At 51.0% G+C, this 14,863-nt stretch carries 14 protein-coding genes; 9 read left to right on the top strand and 5 right to left on the bottom strand.

The features are described 5' to 3' along the window. Positions 1-82 precede the first annotated feature (82 nt). Positions 83-1,912, bottom strand: a complete 1,830-nt coding sequence (locus CTH_RS05365; protein WP_078666318.1) for an APC family permease — start codon at positions 1,910-1,912, stop codon at positions 83-85. Positions 1,913-2,268: 356 nt separating this feature from the next. Between CTH_RS05365 and CTH_RS05370 the strand changes: the two genes are divergently transcribed. The 6 genes from CTH_RS05370 (at position 2,269) to CTH_RS05395 (ending at position 9,267) form a co-directional block, all read left to right on the top strand. Beyond that, positions 2,269-3,885, top strand: coding sequence for an efflux RND transporter periplasmic adaptor subunit (locus tag CTH_RS05370; protein ID WP_078666317.1), 1,617 nt, complete (start codon positions 2,269-2,271; stop codon positions 3,883-3,885). Next, on the top strand, positions 3,885-4,562 hold the full coding sequence (locus tag CTH_RS05375) for an ABC transporter ATP-binding protein (protein WP_078666316.1): 678 nt from the start codon (positions 3,885-3,887) through the stop codon (positions 4,560-4,562). The genes CTH_RS05370 and CTH_RS05375 overlap by 1 nt, the downstream gene beginning before the upstream one ends. Next, the gene (locus tag CTH_RS05380) at positions 4,559-5,728 is read left to right on the top strand and encodes an ABC transporter permease (RefSeq protein ID WP_107753274.1); all 1,170 of its coding nucleotides are present in this window, start codon (positions 4,559-4,561) and stop codon (positions 5,726-5,728) included. Before CTH_RS05375 ends, CTH_RS05380 begins: the two co-directional genes overlap by 4 nt. A gap of 15 nt (positions 5,729-5,743) precedes the next feature. Beyond that, positions 5,744-7,225 (top strand): sensor histidine kinase, encoded by a 1,482-nt coding sequence (locus CTH_RS05385; RefSeq protein ID WP_078666314.1) that lies wholly within the window; start codon positions 5,744-5,746, stop codon positions 7,223-7,225. 1 nt (position 7,226) lies between these two features. Next, positions 7,227-8,573 (top strand): sigma-54-dependent transcriptional regulator, encoded by a 1,347-nt coding sequence (locus CTH_RS05390; RefSeq protein ID WP_078666313.1) that lies wholly within the window; start codon positions 7,227-7,229, stop codon positions 8,571-8,573. A 163-nt stretch (positions 8,574-8,736) separates the two neighbouring features. Continuing rightward, positions 8,737-9,267 carry an isoprenylcysteine carboxylmethyltransferase family protein gene (locus tag CTH_RS05395; protein ID WP_318262817.1) on the top strand — a complete coding sequence of 177 codons (531 nt, stop codon included), beginning with the start codon at positions 8,737-8,739 and terminating at the stop codon, positions 9,265-9,267. A gap of 31 nt (positions 9,268-9,298) precedes the next feature. Here CTH_RS05395 and CTH_RS05400 read toward each other — a convergent pair whose 3' ends face one another. From CTH_RS05400 to CTH_RS05415, 4 genes are read right to left on the bottom strand one after another with little or no spacing between them, the layout of a single operon-like run. Next, positions 9,299-10,513, bottom strand: coding sequence for a beta-ketoacyl-[acyl-carrier-protein] synthase family protein (locus CTH_RS05400; RefSeq protein WP_079933064.1), 1,215 nt, complete (start codon positions 10,511-10,513; stop codon positions 9,299-9,301). Positions 10,514-10,558: 45 nt separating this feature from the next. Further along, positions 10,559-11,293 (bottom strand): 3-oxoacyl-ACP reductase FabG, encoded by a 735-nt coding sequence (gene fabG, locus CTH_RS05405; RefSeq protein WP_078666310.1) that lies wholly within the window; start codon positions 11,291-11,293, stop codon positions 10,559-10,561. Continuing rightward, the gene (locus CTH_RS05410; RefSeq protein WP_143311856.1) at positions 11,290-11,667 is read right to left on the bottom strand and encodes a hotdog family protein; all 378 of its coding nucleotides are present in this window, start codon (positions 11,665-11,667) and stop codon (positions 11,290-11,292) included. The genes fabG and CTH_RS05410 overlap by 4 nt, the downstream gene beginning before the upstream one ends. Further along, positions 11,664-12,191, bottom strand: coding sequence for a PH domain-containing protein (locus tag CTH_RS05415; protein WP_078666308.1), 528 nt, complete (start codon positions 12,189-12,191; stop codon positions 11,664-11,666). The genes CTH_RS05410 and CTH_RS05415 overlap by 4 nt, the downstream gene beginning before the upstream one ends. A gap of 82 nt (positions 12,192-12,273) precedes the next feature. Between CTH_RS05415 and CTH_RS05420 the strand changes: the two genes are divergently transcribed. From CTH_RS05420 to CTH_RS05430, 3 genes are all read left to right on the top strand, one after another. Further along, a complete protein-coding gene (locus tag CTH_RS05420) occupies positions 12,274-13,407 on the top strand; it encodes a DNA recombination protein RmuC (protein WP_107754277.1) in 1,134 nt (377 codons plus the stop codon). Positions 13,408-13,422: 15 nt separating this feature from the next. After that, positions 13,423-13,815, top strand: coding sequence for a secondary thiamine-phosphate synthase enzyme YjbQ (locus CTH_RS05425; RefSeq protein ID WP_079906589.1), 393 nt, complete (start codon positions 13,423-13,425; stop codon positions 13,813-13,815). Between the two features lie 83 nt (positions 13,816-13,898). Next, complete coding sequence (locus CTH_RS05430) at positions 13,899-14,846, top strand: permease (RefSeq protein WP_078666306.1); 948 nt, start codon at positions 13,899-13,901, stop codon at positions 14,844-14,846. Positions 14,847-14,863: the final 17 nt, after the last annotated feature.

The following is a 14,863-nucleotide window of genomic DNA, read 5'->3' on the forward strand; positions in this document are numbered from 1 at the left end:
CCAGAAAGGGTGGCCCAAAAGCGCTCCTTTTGGGCCACTTCTGCCTATAGTTATAGGTGCAAAATCCTTTCCTTCTGGCCGCTTATTTAGAGAGATGGAAAGGTACAGAACCAATAACCACATCTTTTTTCAGAGTCAGCGAGGCTTTTAAAATTAACCCGGTCTGATTGTGCAGGAAGAAGTGCCACCATTTGCGGGGAATAAACTCTGGCAAGAGGACTGTGATGATTTCATCAGGACCAGCTTCCTGTTCCAGTTTTTCTAGGTATTCCACCAGCGGCTGGGTGATTGACCGATAGGGTGAATCTAGAATAACTAAAGGAATATCCGATTCAAAACATTGCCATTTTTGCTGCAATTTCTCCAGATTGTGCTCATTGGTATTTACCGTAACTGCTATGATATGCTGACTAATTGAGCGAGCATACTGTACTGTATTGATGACAGCCTTGGTAAAGGTACTGACAGGAATGATAACGGTATTTTTTCGAAAGTGTCTTATTTCCACATTACAGGCTGTGGATAAATCCTCTGCTACATCGGCATAGTGCCTTTTTATGGCAATGAACAGATAAACCAGTAGAGGTATTAAAATGATGACTATCCAGGCACCAGCAGTAAATTTGGTAGTAGCGATTACTATAGTAACAATACCGGTAATGATTGCACCGATAGCATTGATTAAAAGATTAAATTGCCAGCCTCTATCCCGGTTTTTTAACCAGTGTTTTACCATGCCAATCTGGGAGAGAGTAAATGAAAGGAAAACACCAATAGCATACAAGGGAATGAGCAAATGGGTGTCTCCATGAAAAATCAGGACCAGAAAGGCGGCAGCTGCTCCTAAGAGAATGATTCCATTTGAATATACCAGGCGGTCTCCGCGAATGGTCAGAAAATGAGGCAGAAAACCATCGGCTGCCAGCCGGGAGGCTAACAAAGGCGCGCCATTATAACTTGTGTTTGCAGCCAGAATTAGTATTAAAGCAGTGCTGGCCTGTAAGAGATAGTAAGCCCAGTTACGCCCTCCGAAAGCAATTTCGGCGATTTGGGAAACCAGGGTCTCGCCTTTTACAGGTACTACCCCAAATAACTCCGCTAACAGGCTGGTGCCACCGAAAAGAAAAATGGCAATACCGCCTAATGCGAACAAAACAATAATAGCATTTCTGGCTTTGGGTTCTTTAAAGGTAGGCACACCATTACTAACTGCCTCTACCCCGGTTAGGGCTGTACAACCACCGGAAAAGGCGCGCAAAATCGCCAGTAGCCCGAAATTAGCATAAACTGGTTGCAGCTGAGCTGCTGGCATTACAGGTGGGGCACCATAGGTGTAGTAGCGCCACAGTCCAGCGAGGATCATAAAAGCCATACTGAAAAGAAATAAATAAGGTGGGTAGGCAAGAATAGTTGAAGCTTCACTAATACCCCTTAGATTAATAACAGTAAGAAGAAATATAAAGAATATAGCAATATGGACAGTATACGGCAATAATCTGGGGAAGGCAGAGGTAATTGCTGCAGTACCTGAAGAGATGCTAACGGAAACAGTGAGCAGATAGTCAATTAATAGGGAGGCACCGGCAATTAATCCATAGATTGTACCCAGGTTTTCCTTAGCTACCACATAGGAACCGCCGCCACTGGTGTAAACTCTGATTACGTGGCGGTAAGATAAAACGACGATCAGAAGTAAAAAGATAATGGCCAGGGAAATTGGTGTCAAATAACCCATGGCCTGAGCGCCGAATAATGCCAGCACCAGGGTGATTTCTTCGGTGGCATAGGCTACAGAGGATAGAGCATCAGAGGCGTATACGGCCAGAGCTTTTCTTTTAGGCATGGTTTCATGACTGAGTCGGCTAGTAGGCATAGGGTCACCGACCAGCAGTTTTTTCAAAATACGGTACATATATCCCCCTCCGAATTTTGTAAACTAAAGAACTACAGGAAAAGAATACAACTTTGCAGGTACATATACAAACTTAGTATTGCCCTGATTAAGCTGATTTAAGCCTGTGGCTGGTTATCGCATTAGATTAGCTCAGGCTGATATGATTATTTATTAACGGTTAAAGAAATATTATACTGTTTAACTTTTATAGAATTAAAGAGAAATGAAAAGAAATGACTGTCTGTTTTCAGACAGTCATTTTGTTTGTTTTTATACACTAGCCCAACAAGAGCCTAATCGAACCAGGTACAACCCCTGGCATGCAAATTGCAATATAAAGAAATGAAAAAATAAACGAGGGGGTTTAGAGATAAGTGAAGAAAGGAAAGTTGGCTTTAATCATCGGTATCAGTCTACTGGTAGTGGCAGGAGCGGCCTGGGGCTGGCTGGGCCGCAACAAAACAGCTGCCACCAGCCAGCAGGCAAGCATCGCTGTCCGGAAAGGCGAGTTACAAGTTACCATCAGCGGTAATGGCACCATTCAACCGGCAGCCAGTAAGAGTATTACCACGGCGGTCAGCGGGAAAATCAGCAGTATCAATTTCCAGAATGGTCAGCAGGTAAAAGCAGGGGACCTTTTGTTCACCATCACTGCCGATAGTCTGGCGTATGACCTGGCCCGCAGCCGCCTGGAACTAAAACAGGCGGAGCTGGAACTGGCCAACCTGAAAACCCAGCAACGGCAGCTGCAGATCACAGCTCCGGTCAGCGGATATGTGACAGGAGTTCAGGTAAGTACTGGACAGGAAATACAAAAAGGCATGACGTTATTGACTATTGAAGATCGCAGTAAACTGAAAACAAAAATATCCTTTAATGAAGCTCAGATTAACCAGATAAAGGTGGGGCAAAAAGCTGAAGTTACAGTTACCGATCTATTTACTACTTTAACAGGAACCGTAACCGAAGTCGACCGTAATGGTCGGGCCGATAGCAATGGCGCCAAACTCTATGATGTTACAGTTGAAATTACCAATCCAGGCTCTCTGTCCCCTGGAATGAAAACCCAGGTAACGGTTCAGACTGCGGCTGGAACGGAAACCGGATTGTCTGCCGGTACACTGGCCTGGGCTGATACCACTACCGTGAGGGCCTTAACCGGTGAGACGGTAACTAAACTGCTAGTGGATGAAAACAGCTATGTGCGGAAAGGACAGCTTTTGGTCAGCCTCAGCAATGACTCACTGGTTTCCCAGATCGCCAGTCAGGAATTGCGGGTAGAACAAGCCCGCCTGGCTTTGGCACAAGTGGAACAGCAACAGGCGGAAACGAAAATATACGCTCCCTGGGACGGAATTGTTTATTTAAGTCAGGCTAGTAGCACTTTAAGTGGAAGCAGCAATAACAGCTCTGCCACAACCAGTGCCAGCAATAATGGTAGTGGTAACTTGCAGGTTGGAGATGAGGTGAAAAGCGGGCAAATCCTAGCTACCCTGCTTAGCCCCAGCTTGCAGGTGGTAGTACCGGTAGATGAAACGGATATCGGCAAAATCTATACCGGTCAGAAAGCCGAAATCACTGTGGATGCCTATCCAGAGCGGAAATTTGCCGGCACTGTGACGGAAATTGCCGCTCAGGGTACGGTGCAGAACAAAGTGGCAAGTTTTGACGTGACTCTGGTCCTGGATGATACTACCGGGTTAAAAGCAGGGATGACTGCCAATGTGGAAATCCTGGTTGAGGATAAAAAGGATGCCCTGATGTTGCCAATTGAAGCTATCATCGAACGGGGCGACAGGAAGTTTGTCCGGACTGAGGCTGGCAGCTTGCAAGCGGTGGAAACAGGTCTGTATAATGAAACCATGATTGAAATCAAAAGCGGGCTGAAGGAAGGAGACCGGGTGGTCTTGCCAGAGGTAGTACGCAAGAACAATAGTAATCAGCAACCCCGCTTCCCGGGTGCTGGTGGGCCTCCGGGAGGGATGAGATAATGATCCGGCTGGAGGAATTGAGCAAACATTACCAGATGGGAAAAGTACTGGTCAAGGCATTGAATAATGTCAGTTTATCCATTAGTGCCGGAGAGATGGTAGGGATTGTTGGGCCCTCCGGGTCGGGCAAATCCACCCTTATGAATATACTGGGCTGTCTTGATGTGCCTACATCAGGCAAGTATTTTCTCGATGGCAAAGAAGTCAGTGAGCTGGATGAGGATGAGCTGGCGGAAATTCGCAACCGGAAAATCGGTTTTGTGTTTCAGAATTTCAATCTTCTTCCCAGTCTGACGGCTCTGGAAAACGTAGAATTACCTCTGATCTATCGCGGGATTGGGGGAGCGGAAAGGCGCAAACGGGCATTAGAGGCCCTGGAAAAAGTAGGGCTGAGTGATCGAATCGACCATAAGCCGGTGGAGCTCTCCGGGGGACAGCAGCAGCGGGTGGCCATTGCCCGGGCCCTGGCCGGGGATCCGCCGGTGATTCTGGCCGATGAACCGACCGGTAACCTGGACAGCCGTTCCGGTCGGGAAGTGATGGAGATTCTCGCTCAGCTACATCAGCAGGGTAAGACTATAATTATTATCACCCATGACCAGAATATTGCCGCCCGCCTGCCCCGGGTGGTCCGGATTCAGGATGGCATGCTGCTAGCAGAGGAGGGGAGGCGATGAGTAACTGGCAAATTATCAAACTGGCCTGGGCAGGGATCAAGGCCAATAAGCTGCGCTCCTTCCTCACCATGCTGGGAGTTATTATCGGGGTGGCAGCCGTGATTATCCTGGTTTCCATTGCTCAAGGTACCAGCCAGTCGGTTACCGGCCGGATTCAGGGCCTGGGTTCAAACCTGGTCAGTGTTTCCTTACGGTCCAGTGAAATTGATGATACGCTAACCTACGAAGAAGTATTAAAGTGGCAGGAACGTCCCGGAGTTAAGGGTGTGGCCCCGGTGCTCAATGGCAACGTTACTGTTAAATATGGCAATAAAAAATATGATACTTCCCTGGAGGGTGTAACTCCTGAATATGAAGAAGTACGTAACTTTCACACCCAGCGGGGACGGTTTCTGCTTGACTCCGATGTTAGCTTGCGCCAGCGGGTGGCCCTGGTTGGTACTGAGGTGGCCAAAGAATTGTTTGGTCAAACCAATCCGGTTGGTAAAACCATCAAAATCAATGGCGAAAATTTTGTTGTAGTCGGATTGCTGGAGGAAAAAGGGGCTGCTTCCTTTGGTTCCAATGACGATAAAGTAATGATACCTCTGAGTACGGCTGAACGCCTGCTCAATACCAGAGGAATTCGCTTTGTTTATGTTCAGGCTACCAGCCCTGAAGATGTAGACGGGGTAGTGGCCCAGCTGGATAATTTACTTTATCGTAAGCTTAAAAATACCGATGCTTATCGGGTTTTTAGCCAGGCAGAAATGCTTTCCACCGTAAGTCAGGTTACTGGAATGCTTACCCTGATGCTGGGGGGAATAGCTGGAATCTCCCTGCTAGTAGGGGGTATCGGCATAATGAACATTATGCTGGTAACCGTGACGGAGCGGACCAGGGAAATCGGGATCCGTAAAGCTATCGGAGCCAGACGGCGGGATATTCTGCGGCAGTTTCTAATTGAGGCCCTGGTAGTGAGTGGAGCAGGTGGTCTCTTTGGAATAGTGCTGGGTGTTGCTGGTTCCAAACTGCTTAATCAGTTTCTTGGTGTTAGCGCTGCTATTTCCTGGCAGATAATCGGTATCGCTTTTGGTTTTGCCTTGCTGGTAGGGGTTATTTTTGGAATCTATCCGGCCAACAAAGCGGCCAAACTCAATCCCATCGAGGCCCTGCGTTATCAGTAAGAAGAGGTGGCAAACTTGCGCAGAAAGTTTAACCAATCCCTGGTATTTCAGATGGGCACCATTCTGGGCAGTGTATTGACCCTGCTGATCTTTACCCTGGTTTCCCTGCACGTGGTGGCGGGTCGCTACAATGAGGAAATTCTGCAGGATAAGAAGGAAAAGCTGGAGGTAGCAGGCCAAAGCCTGCAGAGGGGGCTGGTTAGTCAACTGGAAAAGGGTACCTCGGCTGAACTGATCAAAACTTACTTTGAGGAACAGGCCGGACGGCTGACAGAAAGCAATCCGCGGGTAGTAGTGGCTCTTTCCCTGCCCCGGCTGGGATCAAACCTGATTTTCAGTCAGCCGGTACAGGGAGAAAAATATATTTTCTTTCCTCCCCCGGGCCGCCCCCCGGGAGAACCTGGATTCTTCGGGATTAAGCCGGAAGAACTGCAACAACCCCGCACTGTGGTCAGAGATGGACCAGGCGGTGTATTAATTGCCAGTGCTTATCCGATTTCAGCCCGAGGCCAGCGGCAGGGAACATTGCTGGTGGTAGAAAGGGTTCAGGAGGGTTTTAACCTGGTCAGAACCGGAATCAGGATTGTATCAATCCTGATTCCCCTTTCGGCTTTAATCGGTGTTCTGGCTACCTTCTGGCTATTGAACCGTATGAAACAACGGGTTCGGGAGATAACCGCCGGCCTGGAGCAATTATCCCAGGATTCTTCCTATCGGCTGCCGGTAAAGGGCAATGATGAGCTGGGGGAAATTGCAGCTGCCATCAATCAGCTGGCCAATGCAGTGGAAGAGAAAAAGTTGCTGGAGGAGCAGCTGGCCCAGAATGACCGCCTGGCTGCTCTCGGTCGCCTGGTGGCCGGGGTGGCCCATGAAATCCGTAATCCCCTGGGCATAATGAAAACCACTTTACAGGTAATGCGGGAGGAATTTGCGGACCAGGGGGAGTTGCAGGAATATTTGCAGGTATTGCAGGAACAGGTAGAACGGCAAAATAAAACCGTGCAAGAGTTTCTGGCTTATGCCAGACCGGTGCCACCGGTGATACAGCCGCTTAATGTAAATAGTGTCATTGATTCCGTTTTGTATCTGGCCGGTCCCTATATCCAGAGACAACAGGTCATGGTAAAAACTGCTCTGGAGCCAGAATTACCTCGGGTTGCCGGTGATGGAGAGAAATTGAAACAGGTTTTTCTCAATCTGGTTTTAAATGCAGTTGAAGCCATGCCCGATGGCGGAGAATTGAATATTAGTAGTTATCAGGAAGAGAACTGGGTGATAGTGCAATTTGCTGATACCGGGCCGGGGATAGCCGAAGAGGATTTAACCCGGGTGTTTGAGCCTTTCTATACCACCAAACCCGGGGGTATGGGGCTGGGGTTGGCCCTGGCCTATAAAATGATAGAACAGCAAAGGGGACTGATTGAAGTTAAAAGCAGCAGGGGAGCGGGAACGATTTTTCGCGTCAAGCTGCCTCTGGCCGGGCAAAGGGGGTGCTGAGATGGCAGCGACGATACTGGTTATCGATGATGAGGAGCATTTGCGCTGGATATTGAGCAAGGCATTGAACAAAACAGGTTACCGGGTTCTGACGGCCGCAACCGGACAGGAAGGCCTGAAGCTGGTCAGTGAACAAATGCCTGACCTGGTATTACTGGATTTGCGCTTACCGGACCTGGATGGGATAACAATTTTAAAGACCATTAAAAAAGACCAGCCCCAGCTGCCAGTCATTGTCATCACTGCCCACGGGACAGTGGAAACGGCCATCGAGGCTATGAAAACCGGGGCTGTTGATTACCTGACCAAGCCCTTTGACCTGGATGAGCTAAAACTTGTAATTGAACGCACCCTGACACTGGTGGAACTAAGCCAGGAAGTGGATTATTTGCGGGGAGAGCTGCGGGAACGGCAGGGGGAGGGCCTAATTGGCCAAAGTCCCTCTATGGTGGAAATTCGTGAGCTGATAGGTCGTATTGCCGATACGGCAGCCACGGTGCTGATCCAGGGGGAAAGCGGTACAGGCAAGGAAGTGGTGGCCCGGCAGCTGCATCTGCAGAGCAGTCGTGCCAATAAACCCTTTGTAGCCATTAACTGTGCTGCCATTCCGGAAAATTTGCTGGAAAGCGAACTGTTTGGCCATGAACGGGGGGCTTTTACAGGAGCCAATGCCAGAAAGAAGGGGAAACTGGAACTGGTACGAGGGGGTACTCTGTTTCTGGATGAAATCGGGGAAATGCCGCTGACCCTGCAGGCCAAACTGTTAAGAGTGCTGCAGGAACGAACTTATGAGCGGGTAGGTGGCACAGAGCCCTTGAAACTGGAAGCCCGCATTATTGCCGCTACCAACCGTGACTTGCGTAAAGCTATTCAGGAAGGCAAATTCCGGGAAGACTTGTACTATCGTCTGCAGGTTATTCCTATTCACTTACCCCCTTTACGGGAACGGCGGGAGGATATACCTTTACTGGTACAGCACTTTTTGCGCAAGTATGATCCCGGGAAAAGGCTAAAAGGGGTTGCCCCGGAAGCGATGGCCTTATTGCAACAATACCACTGGCCCGGCAACATCAGGGAGCTGGAAAACACTATCGAGCGAGCGGTAATCCTTTGTACGGGCCATGAAATCACACCGGAGAATCTGCCCCGGGAAATAAGCGGAGATAAGCAACGGGTAGCTGGAGTTTTACTGGATTTTCCCCCGGAGGGTATCAATCTGGAAGAAGTAGAACGGGAGTTAATCCGACTGGCTCTGGTCAGAAGTGGTGGCAATCAGACTCAGGCTGCCCGTTTACTGGGAATAACCCGTTCGGCCTTAATCTATCGTATGGAGAAATACGGGTTGTAACTTGGTAAGAGGTTGCCATTTCGGCAGCCTTTATTTTTTGTGAATTTAAAAGTAAAATGAAGATACTACGAAAGAGAGGAGAGAGATAATGGTTTACGTCAATATTATCCTTCTCTGGACTGCTTTTGGGTTTTTGCACAGTTTTCTTATTTCGCGGTGGATGATGAAGATTATGCAAGCCAGGTTAGGGAGATATTATGCCTTCTACCGTCTGGGATATAACATCTTTTCTTTGCTGACCTTTATTCCACCTTATCTTTATACTAAATCCGTTTCTACTCCTCTGGCATATTCTTTTAGTGGCTGGCGCTGGCTGCAGTTCGGCCTGTTAGTGCTGGCTTTGGGTCTGATGCTGGGCGCTTTTCTGACCTATGACTTAAAAGAGTTTCTGGGGATTAAACAGGCACAGACTTTTAAAAGGCCGGGTACAGTGGCAGCGCCACGCCATACCAGGATCGTAAAACAGGGCCTTTTGGCCTGGGTCCGCCATCCTGTCTACCTGGGAACGATTATCTTCCTGTGGAGTATGGATTCTACCTGGGCAGAGGTAGTAGCAAAAGGGGTGATGACTCTCTATATTCTGGTGGGCATCAGGCTGGAAGAACAGAAACTGGTAGCAGAGTTTGGTGAGGAATATCGCCGCTATCAGCAGGAGGTGCCGATGTTATTGCCCTGGCGGAGAAATAAGGTTTAAAGACTGGCAAACCCCGTCGCTATGGACGGGGTTAAACTGTCTTTTCAAACAAAACCACACCATTATGTCCACCGAAACCGGCTGAAAGAGAGAGGGCAAATTCCAGTTCAGCCTTGCGTCCCACGTTGGGAATGTAATCCAGATCGCAGTCGGGGTCAGGTTCTTTAAGATTGATAGTAGGAGGCAACCACTGCTGGCGCAAGGCTAAAATGGTTATAACCGCTTCCACAGCTCCGGCAGCCCCTAACAGATGGCCGGTCATGCTTTTGCTGGAACTAACGGGTGTTTTGTAGGCTGCCGAACCTAAAGCCTGCTTCAAAGCCAGGGTCTCGATTTTATCATTCAAGGGTGTGGAAGTGCCATGGGCATTGATATAGCCCAGTTCCGCCGGCGTAATGCCCCCTTCTTGCAGGGCCAGGCTGATGGCCCGGGCCAGGGCGGAGCCATCCGGCCGGGGAGCGGTCAGGTGGTAGGCATCACAGGTCTGGCCAAAACCCCTGAGCAAGGCCAGGGGGCGGGCACCCCGGGCCCTTGCATGTTCGGCCGCCTCCAGGACCAGAAAGGCGGCCCCTTCTCCCATGACATAGCCATCCCGGCGGGCATCAAAGGGACAGCAGGCCTCAGACGGGGGGCAGGGCCGGCTGGACATGGCTCTGGCGGCACAGGTGCCGGCAAATAATGAGGGAACCAGGGGAGCTTCGGCACCGCCTATGATAACCACTGGTATCTGGCCGCTTTTGATCAGCCAGTAGGCCTCGCCGATGGTGAGAGTGCCGGAGGCGCAGGCAGCCATATAGGTTTTGACCGGGCCCTGAACACCTGCCAGCTGGGCCAGCTTCACTGCCGTGAACTGGGGCTGGTACCAGCGCCAGGGATTAGAGACAGGGGAGGGCTCGCCCCGGAGCCAGGCCCAGGTAAACTGTTCCCATTCCACCAGCCCTCCCCGGCTGGTAGCCAGCAGAAACGCCCCTTTAGTCAGGTCAGCAGAGCTAAGGCCGGCCATTGTCAGGGCCTCTTGCATTGCTACCAGAGCCAGCTGACCGAACTGAGGCAGCTCCAGCTCGGCCGGCACTTGTGGCCAGGGGTCAATCTGGGCGGCCACTTTGGTGGGGAAGGGCTCGGGATCAAAGCGGGTCAAGTAAGATATGCCACTGCGGCCAGTCTGGAGAGCAGCCCAGAGCTGGGTTAAATTGGTGCCGAGGGGAGAAATAGCTCCCATGCCTGTAACAACTACGTCTATACTCATAATTTGTTCACTCGTTTCTGAAGTATGGTTTACAATAATTATACCCTACCAGGTGGTAGGGCGGCAATCGGCATTGAAAATCTGTCCGGTAATATAGCCGTTCTCCGGCCGGCAGAGAAAGGCGGTCAGGTTGGCTACATCCTGGCCCTGACCGGGGAAACCCCTGGGAATGGAGGATAGAATTCTTTCTTTATAACGCTCATAGGCAGCCTGACTCATTTCACTGAGCACAAAAGGGGGACAAATAGCATTGACACTGATTTGGTATTGAGCTGTTTCTAAGGCCAGGGATTTGGTAAGAGCGAAAAGGGCAGCCTTGGCGGCAGCATAGTTGGCCTGACCTCTGCGACCCTGCTGGCCGACTATGGAAGCGATATTGATAATGCGACCGAAGTTGCCGGAAAACATGTCAGGCAGTACTTGCTGGCAAAGGAAATAAGCAGCGTTGAGATGAACATCCAGCACCTCCTGCCACTGGGCTAGCTCCATTTTGTGCAGCAGGGCATCTCGGGCAACCCCGGCATTGTTGATGAGAGCGGTGATGGGTCCCAGCTGTTCCCGGATATTCAGTACCATTTGCAGGATGGCTGCCTGGTTCCGCAAATCAGCGGCAAAGATTTCGGCCCGCTGCCCCTGAGTTTGCAGCGAGCGGGCCAATTCCCGGGCAGCTTCCTCGCCCCGGTTATAATGTAAAGCCAGCGTCCAGCCCTCAGCGGCCAGGGTCTGGGCGATGGCCCGACCGATGGTGCCACTGGCTCCGGTTACCAGTGCTACTTTCATGCTTTCGTCCCCCTTTCCAGACTAACAAAACTTCCCTGTAATTCTCCGACCAGCTCCCCTTCCACCCAGGCCCGGCCCTGTCTTTTGCCAAACCCGCGCTTAAAAGCGATGATTTCGGCCTCCAGGTGCAGCTGTTCCCCGGCTAGCAGAGGACGGTGTAAAATAGCAGTGTCGATGCCTGTTAACATGGTAGCCTGGCCCAGGGCCAGGGCCGCCAGCTGGCCCAGCGCTTCCCAGAGCAAAGGGCCAGACCAGTACCGCCAGCCTTCACAGGCCGTAATCAGTTTATGACCCCGGGCTTTATACCCAGGTTCCACTATCTCCCACTGGTCCAGCAGGATAAAAGGGGGGCGGTGGGGCAGGGGATACATCACTTTTTGCCTCCTTTGCCGCTTTTGCCTGCTTTGGGCTGGAGGACAGCCAGAAACTCTTCCCGGTTGGCAGGGGTAAGGCCGAACTGGCCTTTTTTCGTATACAGCAGGACCACATTTTTTCTAGCGGTAGCGTAAAGATTATATTTTTCCCCGCGGTGAGCAAAGGTGCCGATGTGTAGCCCCGGCCAGCTGGCTCCCCAGAGACGGGCAAAGGTTTTGCCTTCCTGGCTCAGTTCGACTTTCTTAATTTCCTTGAGGGGAATGGTGAGCCGACGATTGGCCCAGCGGATGACCAGCTGTTTCTCATCCACTTCATAGGCAAGGGTATAGGCAGCATAGAGAAAATAACCGACCAGCCCAAGTGCCAGTAGAATTAGACCGACGAAAGGCACGGCTGTGGCCAGGGTCCACTCGCCCTGCTTATAGGTGAGATAAGCTGGAGCAGCAGCACTGACCACGATCAGCAGGATTAAGGCCCAGCCCCAGATAATGCGGGGACTGGCCTGGGGTTTAAATTCTTGCATGAAAAAAGCCTCCTTTTCTCTGCAGCAGCAGGATTTTTACGGAAAAGAGCGAATAAATGTTTGGGAAGGAGGAGAAAAAGTAATGGCGGATTCTCTTTTATTATTATCCATGATTGTCTCCCTTGCCAACCTTTTTTTGATAATTTTTCTGCTCTGGCGTCAGCAGGACCAGCGCCGGGAGGGGGAACGCCAGGAAAGGCTGATGCGGGAAGAACTGGCCCGTAACCGGGAAGAATTAATCCAGGCCTTTCACAGTTTCAGCCAGCAGGCTGACCGCTTGCGGGAAGGGGTTGAGGGACGCCTGCGGCTGCTGCAGGAGGATAATCACCGCCAGCTGGAAAAAATCCGCCAGACGGTGGATGAACAGCTGCATGCCACTCTGGAAAGGCGTCTGGGCCAATCTTTCCAGCTGGTCAGCGAACGGTTAGAGCAGGTACAGAAAGGTCTGGGGGAAATGCTGGCCCTGGCGGCAGGGGTCGGGGATCTGAAGCGGGTGCTGACCAATGTCAAGACCAGGGGGATCTGGGGCGAAGTCCAGCTGGCCCAGGTGCTGGAACAGCTCCTGACCCGGGAGCAATATGCCGAAAATATCGTGACCAAAGCGGGCAGCAATGAACGGGTGGAATTTGCCATCCGGCTGCCGGGCAGAGAGAGGGACAATGAATTTATCTGGCTGCCCATAGATGCCAAGTTTCCTCTGGAGGATTACCAGCGGCTGCTGGAGGCCCAGGAACGGGGGGAGGCCGCTCTGGCCCAGGAAGCAGGCAAACAGCTGGAATTACGGCTAAAAGCGGAGGCCAAGGCGATCCGGGACAAATATCTGGACCCGCCCCGCACTACCGATTTTGCCCTGCTCTATCTGCCGGTAGAAGGCCTCTATGCCGAGGTATTGCGGCGACCGGGCCTGTATGATTGCCTCTTGCGGGAATACCGGGTGGTAATAACGGGCCCCACTACCCTGGCAGCCTTGCTTAACAGCCTGCAACTGGGCTTTCGCACCCTGGCCATCGAGAAGCGTTCCGCAGAGGTATGGCAGTTACTGGGGGCGGTGAAAACGGAGTTTGGCAAATTCGGGGATCTGCTGGAAAAAACCCAGAAGAAACTGCAGGAAGCCAGCAATTCTATAGAAACCGCAGCGCGCAAATCCCGCACCATTGAACGAAAACTGAAAGATGTGGAAGCAATTCCAGTGGAAGAGACGGGATTACTGAAATAACAGGGAGGGGTAAAAATGGAAGTGCTACGGGTAAGGACTGGGGCCCGGGATCAACTGGTGGATATAACTGACCGGGTGCAGCAGGTAGTAAGTCAGAGGGGGGTGAAGTCAGGGCTGTGCGTAGTATTTGTTCCCCATACTACCGCCGGGGTGACCATCAATGAAAATGCCGACCCCGATGTAGTGACAGATATGCTGACGGTCCTTGACAAGCTGGTACCCTGGCGGGCTAACTACCGCCACGGGGAAGGCAATTCGGCAGCTCATGTCAAAGCATCCCTGTTGGGCTCATCTGTTACGGTAATCATTGAAGAAGGGCGTTTACAGCTGGGCACCTGGCAGGGAATTTATCTGGCGGAATTCGATGGGCCACGGGAGCGCAAGGTTTATGTCAAGGTCCAGGGCTAAAAAATCCAGAGGATAGTCTCTGGATTTTTTTATCTCTTAATGATATAATTATATTGTAATATACTTATAAGAAGGTGAGGAACTTGTGGAAAAATTTCGTTGACTGGCTGGTTTTTCAGCAAATGGGCCTAAAAGCCGATAGCGCGCTGGGGCAAGCAGTGCATTTTTTTATCTATGATACTGTCAAAATTTTTGTTTTACTGGCGGTGGTTATCTACCTGATCTCCTATTTGCGTTCCTATTTCCCGCCGGAAAGGACGAAAAAATATTTAAGCGGTAGTCGCCTCTTTGGCGGCAACATCCTGGCTGCTTTGCTGGGAATTGTCACTCCCTTTTGCTCCTGTTCAGCAGTACCCATGTTTATTGGCTTTGTTGAAGCCGGGGTTCCCCTGGGGGTTACTTTTTCATTCCTGATTGCTTCCCCCATGGTGAATGAGGTGGCACTGGCTTTGCTCTTCGGTCTGTTTGGCTGGAAAATCGCTTTTACTTACCTGGCGGCAGGTTTGACGGTCGCTATCATCAGTGGGATAGTTATCGGCAAGCTGGGCCTGGAAAGCTGGGTGCAGGATTATGTTTATCAGATTCGGGTCGGGCAGCAGGAAATAAAGGAAATGAGCCAGCAGGAAAGGCACCAGTATGCGCTGGGGTATGTCAAAGACATTATTCGCAAAGTCTGGCTTTATATTCTGGTGGCTATTGCCATCGGAGCCTGGATGCACGGGTATGTACCCCAGGACTTTCTCCTGCGCTATGCCGGGCCCGGCCACTGGTATGCGGTGCCGCTGGCGGTGCTGGTCGGGATTCCCCTCTATTCCAATGCCGCCGGGATTATTCCCCTGGTTAGCGTTTTCCTGGAAAAAGGGATGGCTTTAGGGACGGTACTGGCTTTTATGATGGCAGTAACTGCTCTCAGTTTGCCGGAGATGATTATCCTGAAACAAGTGCTGAAGCCCAGATTGATCGCGCTATTTGTGGCAATTGTGGGCAGCGGGATTTTGCTGGTGGGTTATCTCTTTAACTGGTTATGGTAGAGGGAGGAGGTGAGAGA

It is taken from the genome of Carboxydocella thermautotrophica (assembly GCA_003054495.1).
In the GTDB taxonomy this organism is placed as follows: Bacteria; Bacillota.